At 72.6% G+C, this 15,215-nt stretch carries 12 protein-coding genes and 1 pseudogene; 3 read left to right on the top strand and 10 right to left on the bottom strand.

Going from position 1 to position 15,215, the window contains the following annotated elements:
* The 3 genes from ACXJMZ_RS32730 to ACXJMZ_RS32720 form a co-directional block, all read left to right on the top strand.
* Positions 1-900: DUF4139 domain-containing protein (locus tag ACXJMZ_RS32730; protein WP_457033642.1), on the top strand; the 900-nt coding region annotated here is incomplete at its 5' end.
* Between the two features lies 1 nt (position 901).
* Positions 902-2,446 carry a DUF4139 domain-containing protein gene (locus tag ACXJMZ_RS32725; RefSeq protein ID WP_457033641.1) on the top strand — a complete coding sequence of 515 codons (1,545 nt, stop codon included), beginning with the start codon at positions 902-904 and terminating at the stop codon, positions 2,444-2,446.
* Between the two features lie 58 nt (positions 2,447-2,504).
* Entirely contained in the window at positions 2,505-2,867 is a 363-nt protein-coding gene (locus ACXJMZ_RS32720; RefSeq protein ID WP_457033640.1) for a DUF952 domain-containing protein, read from the top strand.
* Positions 2,868-2,910: 43 nt separating this feature from the next.
* Here the strand turns inward: ACXJMZ_RS32720 and ACXJMZ_RS32715 are convergent, their stop codons facing one another.
* From ACXJMZ_RS32715 to ACXJMZ_RS32670, 10 genes and pseudogenes are all read right to left on the bottom strand, one after another.
* Positions 2,911-3,891, bottom strand: a complete 981-nt coding sequence (locus ACXJMZ_RS32715) for a helix-turn-helix domain-containing protein (RefSeq protein ID WP_457033639.1) — start codon at positions 3,889-3,891, stop codon at positions 2,911-2,913.
* A gap of 203 nt (positions 3,892-4,094) precedes the next feature.
* Positions 4,095-5,636, bottom strand: a complete 1,542-nt coding sequence (locus ACXJMZ_RS32710; protein WP_457033638.1) for a pseudouridine synthase — start codon at positions 5,634-5,636, stop codon at positions 4,095-4,097.
* A gap of 55 nt (positions 5,637-5,691) precedes the next feature.
* A complete protein-coding gene (gene scpB, locus ACXJMZ_RS32705) occupies positions 5,692-6,450 on the bottom strand; it encodes an SMC-Scp complex subunit ScpB (RefSeq protein WP_457033637.1) in 759 nt (252 codons plus the stop codon).
* The gene (locus ACXJMZ_RS32700; RefSeq protein WP_457033636.1) at positions 6,447-7,265 is read right to left on the bottom strand and encodes a segregation and condensation protein A; all 819 of its coding nucleotides are present in this window, start codon (positions 7,263-7,265) and stop codon (positions 6,447-6,449) included. The genes scpB and ACXJMZ_RS32700 overlap by 4 nt, the downstream gene beginning before the upstream one ends.
* A 144-nt stretch (positions 7,266-7,409) precedes the next feature.
* Positions 7,410-7,856: a hypothetical protein gene (locus tag ACXJMZ_RS32695; RefSeq protein ID WP_457033635.1), complete on the bottom strand. Its 447-nt coding sequence runs from the start codon at positions 7,854-7,856 to the stop codon at positions 7,410-7,412.
* The gene (locus ACXJMZ_RS32690; RefSeq protein ID WP_457033645.1) at positions 7,853-8,824 is read right to left on the bottom strand and encodes a ParA family protein; all 972 of its coding nucleotides are present in this window, start codon (positions 8,822-8,824) and stop codon (positions 7,853-7,855) included. The genes ACXJMZ_RS32695 and ACXJMZ_RS32690 overlap by 4 nt, the downstream gene beginning before the upstream one ends.
* 461 nt (positions 8,825-9,285) lie before the next feature.
* Positions 9,286-10,401: an alanine dehydrogenase gene (gene ald / locus ACXJMZ_RS32685; protein ID WP_457033634.1), complete on the bottom strand. Its 1,116-nt coding sequence runs from the start codon at positions 10,399-10,401 to the stop codon at positions 9,286-9,288.
* Positions 10,402-10,641: 240 nt separating this feature from the next.
* Complete coding sequence (locus ACXJMZ_RS32680; RefSeq protein WP_457033633.1) at positions 10,642-12,564, bottom strand: tetratricopeptide repeat protein; 1,923 nt, start codon at positions 12,562-12,564, stop codon at positions 10,642-10,644.
* Positions 12,565-12,874: 310 nt separating this feature from the next.
* Positions 12,875-13,432, bottom strand: a pseudogene (locus tag ACXJMZ_RS32675) (NUDIX domain-containing protein); the annotation flags it as partial.
* Positions 13,433-13,476: 44 nt separating this feature from the next.
* Positions 13,477-15,153, bottom strand: coding sequence for a CTP synthase (locus tag ACXJMZ_RS32670; RefSeq protein WP_457033632.1), 1,677 nt, complete (start codon positions 15,151-15,153; stop codon positions 13,477-13,479).
* Between the last annotated feature and the right edge of the window lie 62 nt (positions 15,154-15,215).

The following is a 15,215-nucleotide window of genomic DNA, read 5'->3' as shown; positions in this document are numbered from 1 at the left end:
GCTCCCCCGGCCGCACCGATGGCCGCGCCGATGCCCGCACCGATGGTCGGCGCGGCGCCGTTCGCACCGACGCCCGCCGCGCCCCCGCCGGAGCCCGCCCCGCCGCACCCCGGCGCCGGCTGGCTGGACTACGCCGCGCTGACCCTGCAGGGCCCGACCGGCCCGCGCCGGGGCCAACTGGCCGCAGCGCCGCAGCAGCACCGCGCCGCGCCCGCGCCGACCGCCGCACTCCCCCCGCACACCGTGCCGCCGCGCCGCTCGGCCGGGTCCTTCGACCAGCGGTTCGACACCGCCGCCCCGGTCGACCTGCCCTCGGACGGCGGCTGGCACACCGTCACCATCGGCGAGATCCCGCTCTCGCTGGAGCCGGAGTACGTCTGCGTGCCCTCGGTCGAGGAGACCGTCTACGGCACCCTGCTGCTCACCAACTCCACCGACCGGGCCCTGCTGGCCGGGCCGGTCGAGGTCTCGGTGGACGGCGACTTCCTGCGCACCGCCGCGCTGCCCACGCTGGCCCCCGGCGCCACCGGGCGGCTCGGGCTCGGGGTGGCCGAGGGCGTCCGGGTGGCCCGGCGCACCGAGCTGCACGAGTCGACGGCGGGGCTGCGCAACAACGTCCTGGTGCTCGACCACCGGGTGCACCTCGAGCTGGCCAACCGGCTGGCCAGGCCGGTCACCGTCGAGGTCCGCGAACGGGTGCCGGTGACCGCCGAAGCCGACGTCAGGATCCAGGAACGGCCCGGCTGGTCCGCCCCTGACGAACCGTCCGAGGACTGCCCGCCCGGCACCCGGCTCCGGCGGGTCGACCTGCCCGCCCACGGCCGGGCCGAACTGGACGGCGGCTACGAGATCCGCATCCCCGCCGCCCAGACCCTGCACGGCGGAGACCGGAGGAACTGAAATGACGACCACCACGCCGCTCCCCGTCACCGCCGTCACCTGCCTGGAGGACCGGGCCCTGGTCGAACGCTCGGTCGAGCTCGACCTCGCCCCCGGCGTCCAGCGGCTGCGCCTCGGCCCGGTCACCGCGCTGGCCGCCGACCTCACGCTGCGCGCCGAACTCTCCACCGGCAGCGTGCTGGACACCCGGATCACCCGGGTCTGGACCCCGCCCGCACCGGTGCCGCCCGCCGACGGCGACTCCGAACTCCGGCACCGGGTGCACGCGCTGGAACAGGAGCAGGCCGAGCTCGGCGCCGAACGGCTCCGGCTGACCGCCCGGCTGGCCCTGCTCGCCCAGCTCGCCGCCGACCTGCTCCGGGAGATCGCCGAGGGCGCCGGGCAGGGCGAGACCGAGCCGGCCCGCTGGTCCCGCGAGCTGGACCGGGTGGACGCCGAGCGGGAGACGTACGGCGAGCAGCTGCGCGCCACCGACGCCCGGCTGGTCACCGCGGAGGACGAGCGGCTCCGGGCGGAGGCGGCGCTGGAGCTGACCGAGGAGGAACCGCCCGAGCTGCTCGGCTTCCTGGAGCTGACCGTCGAGACGCCCGGCGGCCCTGGCCGGCTGACCGTCAGCCACCTCACCCCGTGTGCCCTCTGGCGGCCCGCCTACCGGGCCACCCTGGCCGAGGACGGGGCCCTCACCCTGGAGACCGGCGCGGTGGTCTGGCAGCGCACCGGCGAGGACTGGTCCGGCGTCCGGCTCACCCTCTCCACCGCCCGCTCCGCCCTCGCGGGCGAACCGCCCCGGCTCACCGAGGACGTCCTGACGCTCCGTCCGCGCACCACCGAGGAGCGCCGGACGGTCGAGGTCGAGCTGCGCGAACAGGAGATCGGCTCCACCGGCCCTGCCGCCGACGGCCTGCCCGGGGTGGACGACGGCGGCGAGGTCCGGGTGCTGCGCGCCCCCGACCCCGCCCGGATCCCCGGCGACGGCCGCCCGCACCGGGTGCCGCTGACCGTCTTCAGCACCCCCGCCACCAGCGAGTACGGCTGCGCCCCCGAACTCTCCCCGCTGGTCACCCGGGTGGCCAGGTTCACCAACGCGTCCGGCCACGCCCTGCTGGCCGGGCCGGTCGACCTGGTGCTGGGCAGCGGCTTCACCGGCCGCGCCGAGCTGGCGTTCACCGCACCGGGTGCCCCCGCCGAGCTCTCCTTCGGCAGCTCCGACGCCTACCGGGTGCTCCGGGAGACCGAGGAGACCCGGAGCAGCGCCGGCGCCCTGTCCTCCCGCACCGTGCAGACCCGCACGGTCCGGCTGCACCTGTCCCGCTTCACCGGCCCGGACGACCGCACCGACCAGCCGGTCACCGTCCGGGAGCGGATCCCGGTCTCCGAGGTCGCGGCGGTGGAGGTCAGGCTGCGCAGGGAGCTCTGCTCCCCCGCCCCCGACGAGCTCGACGCCGACGGCATCGTCCGCTGGCAGCTCACCCTGCCGCCCGGCGGCCGACGCACCGTCACCCTGGTGTACGAGGTCTCGGCGACGGCCAAGGTGGCCGGACTCTGACCCCGGATCAGCCGGTCAACCCCGGTGAAATGCCGTCAACTCCGGTAAAAATGGAGCCATGATCTACCATCTCGCACCCCTGGACGACTGGCTGCGCGACCCCGGACGGCCGTACACCGCCGCCTCCCTGCTGACCGACGGCTTCATCCACTGCTCGGCCGACGAGACGACCCTGCTCGCGGTCGCCAACGCCTTCTTCCGGGACACGCGGGATCCCCTGATGGCCCTGCTGATCGAGGAGAAGCTGGTCGAGCCGATGATCAAGTGGGAGCCCCCCAACGGCGCACCCCCGGCCGGCGCCACCCCCGGCATCCGCTTCCCGCACATCTACGGCCGCCTCAACCGCACCGCCGTGATCGGCCTGGAGAAACTCCAACGCAACGCCTCGGGCAGCTGGGCCACCCTGCTCCCCTGGAGCTGACCAGGCACTCCCGGCATCAGCCAGCAGGGGCACTTTGCAGTGCCTAGAGCCAGCCACGCTCCCGGGCCGCCATGCCCGCCTGGAAGCGGGTGGTGGCGCCGAGCTCCCGCATCAGGGCCTGCAGCCGCCGCTGCGTGGTCCGGGCGCTCCAGCCCAACGACCGCGCGATCGACTCGTCGGTGAGCCCGGCCGCCAGCAGCCCGAGCAGCTTGCGCTGGTCATCCTCGGGCCCGGGCCCGCCGTCGCCGTCCCCGATCGCGGCCTGCAGCGGCACCGCCCGCTCCCACTCCGCCTCGAACAGCCCGTCCAGGGCCTGCAGCAGCGCCGACGGATGGATCACGTACGCGGCGTCCAGCACCGCGTCCCCGACGCTGATCGGGATGATCGCCATCCGGTCGTCGGCCATCATCATCTTCATCGGCAGCACCGGCCTGACCCGGGCCTCCTCGCCGTCGGCGACGCCGATCAGGATCTCCTTCTCCAGCCGCCCCGGCCAGGCCACCGCCTCCTTGTCGAAGACGGTGCGGAACCGCACCCCGGCCTTGAGCTGCTGGCGCTGCCGGGGCAGGTTGGCGGTCGGATCCTGGATGTACGGCGGGCAGTCGAAGCCGCGCACCTGGTACTGGGCCGTCTCGACCAGGTGCTCCAACCGCTGGGCGATCGCCTCACCACCCGTCAGGACCTCGACCGAGTGCGCCGGGTCGGTGAACCGGGAGGCCTCCCGGAACGCGTCCATCAGGCGGTGCATCTCGGCCCTGGCACTGCGCAGCTGGGCCTCGCGGTGGCCGATCAGGGTGCCGATGGCCACGTCGGGGGCGACCGCGAGATAGCGCTCCCGGTCCACCGGGGCGCGGGTGATCATGCCTTGGTCGGCCAGCCGGTCGAGCGCGGCATGGCCCTGTTGCAGCGTCAGGCCGCACTGCGTGGCGATCTCGTCCGCCGTCGACTGCGGCGCTATCACCAGAGCCGCGTACACCTGGCCGTCCGGCCTTCCCAGGCCTAGCACCCCGAAAGAGTCGAGCACCTTGTTCCCTTCCCCCACCGGCTCCCCCTCGCCACCACCCCTGGTGGCGCAGATCCGCCATTCGGCGCGCCGTTGTCCGCTGGCCATCCTCCGCCACGAGTCCCTGAGCTGACAAGCCGGATGCGTTCAGGCTCACACAACCCCGCCGAACGCCGGAGGGCCTCCCCGCCATGTGACGGGAAGGCCCTCCGGGGCGACCGGTGCTAGAGACCGACCTCGTTCATCAGCTGCCCGACCTCGGGGTTGGTCAGGCGGCGCAGCCAGCCCGACTTCTGGTCGCCCAGCGTGATCGGACCGAAGGCGGTCCGGACCAGCTTCTCGACCGGGTAGCCCGCCTCGGAGAGCATCCGCCGCACGATGTGCTTGCGGCCCTCGTGCAGGGTGACCTCGACCAGGTAGTTCTTGCCGACGTTGGAGACCACCTTGAAGCTGTCGGCGCGGGCGTAGCCGTCCTCCAGCTCGATGCCCTTGGCCAGCGTCTTGCCCAGGTCACGCGGGATCGGGCCCTGGATGGCGGCCAGGTAGGTCTTGGTGACGCCGTACCGGGGGTGGGTCAGGCGGTGGGCCAGCTCACCGTGGTTGGTGAGCAGGATGATGCCCTCGGTCTCGGTGTCGAGACGGCCCACGTGGAACAGCCGGGTCTCCCGGTTGTTCACGTAGTCGCCCAGGCACTGACGGCCGTCCGGGTCCTCCATGGTGGAGACGACGCCGGCCGGCTTGTTGAGCGCGAAGAACAGGAACGACTGGGTGGCGACGGTCAGGCCGTCCACCTTGATCTCGTCGGTCTCCGGCTGGACCCGCTTGCCCTGCTCGGTGACCTGCTGGCCGTTGACCGACACCCGGCCCTGCTCGATCAGCTCCTCGCAGGCCCGACGGCTGCCCATACCGGCGCGCGCCAGCACCTTCTGGAGGCGCTCGCCCTCTTCGTTGCCGCCCTTCACGCCCTGGCCCTGCTCGTGCCGGGCCAGCACCGCGTCCTCGATCTTGCCCTGCAGCTCACGGGTCCGCTGCGGCTGACGCCGCGGGTCGCCCGGGGCACCCTGGCCCTCACGCCGCGGCCGGGGGGCCGGGCTGGGCTTGCGGGCGGCGCCGCCACGGTTGGGGTACGCGTGCGGGCCACCACCGAACTCGGGGCGGTCGTACTTGCGCTCCTCCGGGCGGAGCGGACGGTCCGGGTACTGCCGGTCGTCACGACGATCGTCGCGGCGGTCGTCCCGACGGTCGCCGCCGAACGACGAACCGCCACCACTGCGACCGCCACCGGACGAGCCGCCACCACTGCGGTTGCCACCGAAGGAGCCGCCACCGCCGCCACGCCCGTCCCGGCTCCCGCCGTACGACGAGCCGCCGCGGGAGTCGCCACCCCGGCTGCCACCACCGAACGACGAGCCCCCACGGGAGTCGCCACCACGGCCGCCGCCGCCGAAGGACGACCCGCCACGGGAGTCGCCACCACGGCTGCCGCCGCCGCCGAAGGACGACCCGCCACGCGAGTCGCCACCACGGCTGCCGCCGCCGAAGGAGGAGCCCCCGCGGGAGTCGCCACCGCGGCTGCCACCGCCGCCGAAGGACGAACCGCCACCGCTGCGGCCGCCACCGGGCGCGCCGCCGCTACGGCCACCGCCGCTGCCGCCGTACGACGAACCGCCGCGCGAGTCGCCTCCCCGGCCGCCCCCGCCCTGTCCGCCACGGCCCTGGCTCCCGCCACCGCCGCTGCTGTTCCTGCCGTTGCCACTGCTACGCATCAAAATATCCGTACGTCGTGTTTCGTCTGGAAGTGCTCGTCGTGCCCGGCCGACCTCACTGCACTTCCCTGCCGTCCGCACGTGCGGCGGCGACCGCCTCCGCGATCATCGTGCCTTCGAGGGACTCCGCTTCCACGTCGTCGACCTCGGGCAGGAAGGGCGCGAGCTCCGGGAGTTCCTCCAGGCCGCGCAACCCCATCCGTTCCAGGAAGTAGTTCGTCGTCCGATACAGGATTGCACCTGTTTCCGGCTCGGAGCCGGTCTCTTCTACCAGTCCTCGCTGTACCAGGGTACGCATCACGCCGTCACAGTTCACACCACGGACCGCCGAGACCCGGCTGCGCGACACCGGCTGCCGGTATGCGACGACCGCCAATGTCTCCAGCGCGGCCTGGGTGAGCCGGGCCTGCTGGCCGTCCAGGACGTACCGTTCGACGGCCGGCGCGCAGTCGGCCCGGGTGTAGAACCGCCAGCCCCCGGCGACGAACCGCAGGTCGAAGCCCCTGCCCTGGGCGGTGTACTCGGCGGCCAGCTCGCGCAGGGTCGCGGCCACCTCGGTGACCGGACGCTCCAGCACCGAGGCCAGGTGCCGCTCGGTGGCCGGTTCGTCGACCAGCAGCAGAATTGCCTCCAACTCGGCGCGCAACGGCACCGCAGGCGGCTCGACAGCCGGCACGGCGGCCTCGGCCTCCGGCTCCACCCACTCCTGGCCGTCCTGCACCGCCCCGTAGACGGACTCCTGCCACTCCCCGGCCCGGGACTGCCCCGGGACGCCCAGCGAGCGCCTGGCGGGCCGTGACGGCTCCTCGGTCATGACGGCTCCTTCTCGGTCGGCTCCGGCGGGCGGTCGAACTCGTCGGTGACCTCGACCCGCCGGTCGGCCTCGGCCACCCAGCGGACGGTCAGCGCACCCAGCGCCTCCGGCTGGTCGAAGTCCAGCACCCGCTCCCGGTACAGCTCCAGCAGGGCCAGGAAGCGGGCCACCACCACCAGGGTGTTGTCACCCGCGTCGGCCACCAGGCGGCGGAAGTCGGCCTCGCCCAGGGTCCGGAGCAGATCGGCCACCAGGGCCGCCTGCTCCCGGACGCTGACCGGCGGGGAGTGGATGTGGTCGACGTAGACCACCGGCCTGGGTTTGGGCGTCATCGCCTTCGCCGCCAGCCGGGCGAAGCCCTCCAGGCCGATGCTGATCACCACCTCGGGCAGCAGCTCGGCGTGCTGCGGCTCAAGCCCGACGGTCCGGGGCCGCTGCCGCGACTCGGCCGCCCAGCGGTCCGCCAGCACCGCGGCCACCTGCTTGTACGCCCGGTACTGCAGCAGCCGGGCGAACAGCAGGTCGCGGGCCTCCAGCAGGGCGAGGTCCTCCTCGTCCTCCACCTCGGCGGCGGGCAGCAGCCGGGCCGCCTTCAGGTCGAGCAGGGTGGCGGCCACCACCAGGAAGTCGGTCGCCACGTCCAGGTCCCAGTCCGGGCCCATCGCGCGGATGTACGCCGTGAACTCGTCGGTGATCCGCGACAGCGACAGCTCGGTGATCTCCAACTTGTGCTTGGCGATCAGCCCGAGCAGCAGGTCGAACGGCCCCTCGAAATTCTCCAGCCGCACCTGAAAGCCAGCGATCTGCTCAGCCATCTACGGGTCCAGGGGCTCGGGGAACGGCGACGATATCTGGCGCTCGGGTCAAAGGCGAAAGTACCTGACCATGCACGTCGGATCACGTTCCTGGGGCTGGCGTCGCAGTTCCCCGAGCCCCTGGTGGTGCCGTCGGCGGAAAGCTCAGCGGCCGCGGAGGCGGCGGACCAGGATGCTGGCCTCGCCGCGCTGCTCCAGGTCGGCGAGGACGACGGCGATCGCCTCCCGGACCACCCGGCCGCGGTCGACCGCGAGGCCGTGCTCGCCGCGGAGCACCAGGCGGGCGTGCTCCAGGTCCATCAGTTCCTCGGCCGAGACGTACACGGTGATCTTCTCGTCGTGCCGCTCCCGCCCGCTCGGGCGGCGCGGGGCCCGGCCCCGGGGGCGGGGCCGCCGGGCGGCCTCCCCCGTGGGCTCCTCGGGTCCTGCGGGCTGGGACTCGGCACGGGCCTGCGGGACCTCCGCCGTCGGCCCGCCCTTCTCGGTGCTCCGGGCGGTCTCCGTGCGGGGTGCCTCGGGCCGGCTGAGGGACGGCGACAGTGCCATCCCGCCGGTGGTCCGGAACAGCTCGTCGGCACCCGGGAGACTCACTCGGCGGGGCGGCACCGGTCGAGCACCTCCCTGGCGAGCTGGCGGTAGGCGGCGGCGCCGACCGAGTTGGTCGCGTACGTGGTGATCGGCTCGCCCGCCACGGTGGTCTCGGGGAACCTGACGGTCCGTCCGATCACGGTGTGGAAGACGTGCTCGCCGAACGCCTCGACCACCCGGGCCAGCACCTCGCGGCTGTGCACCGTGCGCGAGTCGTACATGGTGGCCAGGATGCCGTCGAGCCGCAGGTCGGGGTTGAGCCGCTCGCAGACCTTCTCGATGGTCTCGGTGAGCAGCGCGACCCCGCGCAGTGCGAAGAACTCGCACTCCAGCGGGACGATGACGCTGTGAGCCGCCGTCAGGGCGTTGACGGTGAGCAGGCCGAGCGACGGCTGGCAGTCGATGATGACGAAGTCGTAGTCGGGCAGCAGCGGCTTCAACGCCCGTGCCAGCGCCGACTCGCGCGCCACCTCGCTGACCAGCTGGACCTCGGCGGCCGACAGGTCGATGTTCGAGGGCAGCAGGTCCATGCCGGGCACGGCGGTCTTCAGCAGCACCTCATCGGCCGTCAGACCCCGCTCCATCAGCAGGTTGTAGACCGTGACGTCGAGTTCCATCGGGTTGACCCCGAGGCCGACCGAGAGCGCGCCCTGCGGGTCGAAGTCGACCAGCAGGACCCGGCGGCCGTACTCGGCCAGCGCGGCACCCAGGTTGATGGTCGACGTGGTCTTGCCCACGCCGCCCTTCTGGTTGCACATCGCGATGATCTGCGCGGGACCGTGCTCGGCCAGCGGCGCGGGGATCGGGAAATAGGGCAGCGGGCGACCAGTCGGGCCAACGCGCTCACGGCGCTGGCGGGCTGCGTCGGGGGCCAGGGTCGCGGCGTACTCCGGGTCTGGTTCGTACTCGGCGTCCGGGTCGTCGTAGGAGCCGTACGCAAAGTCGCCGTAGGCCAGGCCGTGTGACGGCAGGTCAGCCTCGTCGGTGGTGGGGGCAGGTGCGGTGTTCTGACGTGCCTCGAAGGTACGGACCGCGACCGAGTGCTCCGCCAGTCCCGGCTGACCACCCCCGGGAGCAAATGTCGACTCATTCACAAGTCGTCTTACCTCCTTGGGCATCCAGGACTGTTGTCGATTCGTCAGCGTGGCAGCATGCCGACGATTTGCGACTCTAGGCTGTCTGCGGCGTTCGCAGCAACACAATCCACGGTAGTGGGCCGGATGTGTCAGCCATCGGGCCGGTCAGTGTCAAGGCTTGTGAGGCCCCGCGCCACTAACGTTTCTGCGCCGGGTGACAGCGCGCGCATAAATTGACACGGTCACCCGACCACCCCGAATTGTCGACATCCGTCGTTCGGAGGGCAGGAACGCCCCCGGCCTGAGGGGAGCAGGTCGGGGGCGTTCGGCGGGGTGCTGACGGGGAGTCAGCAGGGTCAGGCGAGCACGCTCTCCAGCGAGACCGACGGCAGGCCGAAGGCCTCGGCCACGGCACCGTAGGTGATCTGGCCCTCGTGCACGTTCAGGCCCTTGGCCAGCGCGGCGTCGCGGCGCAGCGCGTCCTTCCAGCCCCGGTTGGCCAGCTCGACGACGTACGGCAGCGTCGCGTTGGTCAGCGCGTAGGTGGAGGTGTTCGGGACGGCGCCCGGCATGTTGGCCACGCAGTAGAAGACCGAGTTGTGGACCGGGAAGGTCGGCTCGGCGTGCGTGGTGGCACGGGAGTCCTCGAAGCAGCCGCCCTGGTCGATCGCGATGTCGACGAGCACGGAGCCCGGCTTCATCCGGGAGACCAGCTCGTTGGTGACCAGCTTCGGGGCCTTGGCGCCCGGGATCAGCACGGCGCCGATCACCAGGTCGGCCTCGAGCACGGCGCTCTCGAGCTCGTAGGCGTTGGACATGATGGCCTTGATCTTCGTACCGAAGATCTTGTCGGCCTCACGCAGCTTGTTGATGTCACGGTCCAGCAGGGTCACCTCGTAGCCCATGCCGATCGCGATGGTGGCGGCGTGCCAGCCGGAGACGCCACCGCCGATGACCACGCACTTGGCCGCGTGGGTGCCGGGCACGCCACCGGGCAGGGTGCCGCGGCCGCCGGCCGGGCGCATCAGGTGGTACGAGCCGACCTGCGGGGCCAGCCGGCCCGCGACCTCGGACATCGGGGCGAGCAGCGGCAGGGCGCCGTTGGCGAGCTGCACGGTCTCGTAGGCGATCGCGGTGGTGCCGGAGGCGACCAGTGCGTCGGTGCCGGCCTTGTCGGCGGCCAGGTGCAGGTAGGTGAAGAGGGTCTGGCCCTTGCGCAGGCGGTGGTACTCCTGCGCGATCGGCTCCTTGACCTTCAGCAGCAGGTCGGCGGCGGCCCACACCTCGTCGGCCGTGGGGAGGATGGCGGCGCCGGCGGCCACGTACTCCTCGTTGGGAATCGAGGAGCCGAGACCGGCGCCGTCCTCGATGACGACCTCGTGTCCGTTACGGACCAGCTCATGCACGCCGGCGGGCGTGATGGCCACGCGGTACTCGTGGTTCTTGACCTCGCGGGGGATGCCGACCTTCACGACTGAACACGTCCCTTTTGCCTCTGGGGCCCGGCCGGAGAGCACCGGCGGGCAACGCGCACGTGGAGACCTCCGGAGACGCCGGGGCACGCTTCGCTACGCGACTAAGGTCGAGTGTAATGAAGCCCAGGTGATCCGTCAGCCTTCCAAAGTGAATAAATCCGCTGGACACATTGGCAGATTCGTAGGCTTGCCTCTCACATCAGCTGGCAATTCAGGCGTAAAGCGACCTTCCGGACATCAGTCCGAAGTCACCCGGCCCCGCTCGGCTTCGACCAGTCCCCGCAGGTGTTCCAGGGCCGCCGCGACCGCCCACTGCCCCCGCTCGTCGCCCAGTCGCCGCAGGACCGCGAGCGCGGCCCGGTACTCCCGCTCGGCCTCCTCGAACCGCCGCTGTGCCAGATGTGCCTCGGCCCTCCGGGCCAGCAGCCTGGCTTCGGCCGGGTGGTCGCCCAGACCCTGCCGCAGCTCCAGTGCCCGGCCGTACCAGTCGGCGGCGCGCACCGGGTCGCCGAGCGCCCGTCGGCTCTCCGCCACGCCCTCCAGGGCCCGGGCGCAGGCCACCTCGTCGTCCACCTCGCGGCCGTGCTCCAGCGCGGCCCGGTACCGCTCGGCGGCCACCTCCCAGCGGCCCGCCGCCGCCTGCAGATCGCCCAGGTTGAGCAGCGCGGCGGCCGTCCGGCGCCGGTTCCCGCTCCGCTCGGCCACCTTGAGCACCAGCCCGTGCAGCTCGTACAGATCCGCCGGGGCGGCCTGGCCGGTCAACGGCAGCGCCCGCAGCAGCGCGGTCACCAGCCGGCCGGCCGAACCGTCCAGATCGGCCCGGCCGATCGCGTCCCCGACCGCGCCAAGCAGCTGGCCGCGCTGCTCGGTCAGCCAGAGCCTGGCCTGCGCCGCCGTCCGCAGCCTCAGCGGCCCGGGCAGCGGGTCAGGCCCGGGCCCGACGGCCGGGTCGAGCAGCGCCCGGGCCGACTCCACCAGCCGCACCAGCCGCTCCAGCAGGCGCGCCCTGGCCAGCTCCAGCTCGGACGGCCGGTCCAGCTCCTCGCGCAGCGCCACCAGCCGTCCGTACAGCCGCCCGGGCACCCGGTACCGGGGCGTGCCGTCCCCCGACTCGCCGTCCTGGTCCAGGAGTTCACGCTCCGTCAGCTTCTGCAGCAGCGCCGCGGCCTCCGGCGCCGGGCAGCCCACCAGGGCCGAGGCGGTGCGCAGATCTGCGCACTGCGCGGGCGCCAGCGTGAGCATCCGCAGCATCCGGGCCTCGGCCGCCGGCAGCGACCGGTGCAGCAACGTGAACGCCGCCCCGAGCGGGTCGCCGTCGGGCACCGGGACCGGCCCCTCCGGAGCCGGGTCGGCGGTCGGCTCGGGCCCTTCGGGCTTGCCCTTGCGCTTCTTCCGGAGCCGCTCCGGCTTCGGGGGTGTCCGCACCTCGACGGCCAGCACCAGCTCCCGGGCCGCGTCCGTGACCGCCGCCTTGGGGGCGGCCCGCAGCCAGCCCGCCATCAGCCGCAGCGCGGTGGGACGGCAGGCACAGCTCTCGGCCAGTCCGGCGGCGCCGACCGGGTCGCAGCTGATCCTGGTCCCGCCGACCAGCCCGCTCAGCAGGTCCACCGACGCGGACTGGGACAGCCCGCCCAGGATCACCGGATCGATCCCCTCGATCCCGGTCAGCGGCCCCGCCGTGGTGGCCACCACCAGCGCCTCCGGCGCCGTCGCCAGCAACGGCCAGAGCTGCCCCGAATCCCGCACGTCGTCCAGCACCAGCAGCACCCGGCGCCCGCTCACCGCCGCTCGTACGGCCGCACAGGCGGGATCGTCCTCGCCCTCCTCCGCCCCGGTGGGCAGCGCCCCCGCAGCCGGCTCCCCCAGCTGCTCCAGCAGCCGCCGCGCCACCGTCCCGGGCGCCACCCTGCTCCCGTCCGGCGCGGACAGCCGGGCGAACAGCACCCCGTCCGGGTACTCCTCCGCCACCGAGGCGGCGAACCTGACGGCCAGTGAGGTCCGCCCCGACCCCGGCCGCCCCGCCACCACCAGCAACGGGCACCGCCCCGCAACCACCTTGGTCCGGGTCGCCGCCAACACCGCGAGCTCGGCGCCACGCCCGACGAACAGCCCGGGCCCGTCCGGCAGTTGACCAGGAACCGGGGCGGGCCGTGCGTCCATCGTCGCCGTCTTCCTCGCCACCTGCGCCACTCCCGACCGGTCAGCAGACGGGCCCACACCGGGGCCCCGTTCGGGAAGCGTAGTTCGACCCGCCACCCGCACAGGAGGTGACACCAGTACTACCAACCACCAAATCACCCATGCGGACGCAGCGCCGCAGGGCGGCAACCCCCAGGGGCTCGGGGAACTGCGACGCCGACCTCAGAAGCGTTGCACCTGCGAGATGGTCAGGCACTTTCGCAGTGAACCCGGCGCCAGATCTCCTCGCAGTTCCCCGAGCCCCTGGCGTGTGCCGACTGGGCGCCCCTACCTAGCTGAACGGGCGCGCCGGCCAAGGCGACTCCGCCGCCCGCAGCGTGTCCAGCCCGGCCGGCGAGGCCAGTGCCGCGTGCAACGCCAGCGTCCCGGTGATCAGCGTCGGGTTGTGCAGCTCCCCGGTCAGCACCAGCTGCAGCAGCTCACCGAGCGGCACCCGCGCCGTCTCGATCTCCAGCTCCTCCCCGTGCGCCTCGTACCGCTCCCCGTCCGCCGCCGACAGACCGGTCGCCAGGAACAGCCGCAGCGCCTCGTCCGTCCCCCCGGGCGAGGTGTAGAAGTCCACCAGCACCCGCCACTCCTCCGCCTTGCAGTGCGCCTCCTCGAAGAGCTCACGCTGGGCGGCGTGCAGCGGGTTCTCCCCGGGCACGTCGAGCAGCCCGGCCGGGAGCTCCCAGAGCCGCTGCCGCACGGGGTGCCGGTACTGGCGCAGGATCAGCACCCGCTGCTGCTCGTCCACCGCGAGCACCGCGACCGAGCCCGGGTGCGTCTGGTAGTCCCGCCGGGCATAACTCCCGTCCGGCATCAGCACCTCGTCCGTCCGGACCCCGGTGCCGTGCGAAGAATCGCACGACCGCCGTCCACCGACCGCGAGAGTTACTCGGCGGCAGTCTTGATCTTGATGGCCGCCGCCACCAGACCCGCGAACAGCGGGTGCGGGCGGGTCGGCCGGGACTTCAGCTCCGGGTGCGCCTGGGTGGCGACCAGGTAGGGGTGGACCTCGCGCGGGTACTCGACGTACTCGACCAGGTCGCCCTTCGGGGAGAGGCCGGAGAACTGCAGGCCGGTCTTCTCCAGGTCGGCGCGGTACGCGTTGTTGACCTCGTAGCGGTGCCGGTGGCGCTCTTCCACGTACTGCTCGCCGCCGTAGACCTCACGGACGATCGAGCCCTCGGCCAGCTTGGCCGGGTAGAGACCGAGCCGCATGGTGCCGCCCAGGTCGCCCTTGCCGTCCACGATCGCCAGCTGCTCGGCCATGGTCGAGATGACCGGGTACTTGGCGGCCGAGTCGAACTCGGTGGAGTTGGCGTCCGGCAGGCCGGCCAGGTTGCGGGCGGCCTCGATCACCACGCACTGCAGGCCCAGACAGAGACCCAGCAGCGGGATCTTCTTCTCCCGGCCGTAGGTGATCGCGGCGACCTTGCCGTCCACGCCGCGGTCGCCAAAGCCACCGGGGATGCAGATCGCGTCCACATCACCCAGCTGCTCCTGCGCACCCTCGGGCGTCAGGCAGTCGTCCGAGGTCACCCACTTGATCTCGACCCGCGCGTTGTTGGCGAATCCGCCCGCGCGCAGCGCCTCGGTCACCGACAGGTAGGCGTCGGGCAGGTCGATGTACTTGCCGACCAGCGCCACCTTCACCACGTGCTGGGGCTCGTGCACCCGGCGCAGCAGGTCGTCCCAGACGGTCCAGTCGACGTCCCGGAAGGCCAGGTCGAGGCGGCGGACCACGTACGCGTCCAGGCCCTCGGAGTGCAGCACCTTGGGGATGTCGTAGATCGACTTGGCGTCGATGGCCGCGACCACGGCCTCCTCGTCCACGTCGCACATCAGCGAGATCTTGCGCTTGATGGCCTGCGGCACCTCGCGGTCGGCGCGCAGCACGATGGCGTCCGGCTGGATGCCGATGTTGCGCAGGGCCGCGACCGAGTGCTGGGTCGGCTTGGTCTTCAGCTCGCCCGAGGGGCCGATGTACGGCAGCAGCGAGACGTGCACGAAGAAGACGTTGTCCCGGCCGACCTCGTGGCGGACCTGGCGGACCGCCTCCAGGAACGGCAGCGACTCGATGTCGCCGACGGTGCCACCGACCTCGGTGATCACCACGTCGACGTCCTCGGTCGCCATCCGCCGGATCCGGGACTTGATCTCGTTGGTGATGTGCGGGATGACCTGGACGGTGTCGCCCAGGTACTCGCCGCGGCGCTCCTTGGCGATCACCGTCGAGTACACCTGGCCGGTCGTCACGTTCGCCGAGCCGTGCAGGTTGGTGTCGAGGAAGCGCTCGTAGTGACCGATGTCGAGGTCGGTCTCGGCCCCGTCGTCGGTGACGAAGACCTCACCGTGCTGGAACGGGTTCATGGTGCCCGGGTCCACGTTGAGGTAGGGGTCGAGCTTCTGCATCGTCACACGCAGACCGCGTGCCTTCAGCAGGGCACCGAGGCTGGAGGCGGTGAGGCCCTTGCCGAGCGAGGAGGCGACACCCCCGGTGACGAAGAGGTGCTTGGTCGTCACGGCGCGGCCGTTCGCTGCCTTGCCGGATTGGGGCTGTGCCAAGAGGGGGCTCCCGTGGGTCGCTGTCGAAGGTGACGCCGGTGGAGGGACCGCCGGGGCGCCTC

The organism is Kitasatospora sp. P5_F3 (genome assembly GCF_054049135.1).
The sequence above is the reverse complement of the archived record's forward strand: the minus strand, read 5'-3'. Positions and strand labels throughout refer to the sequence as shown.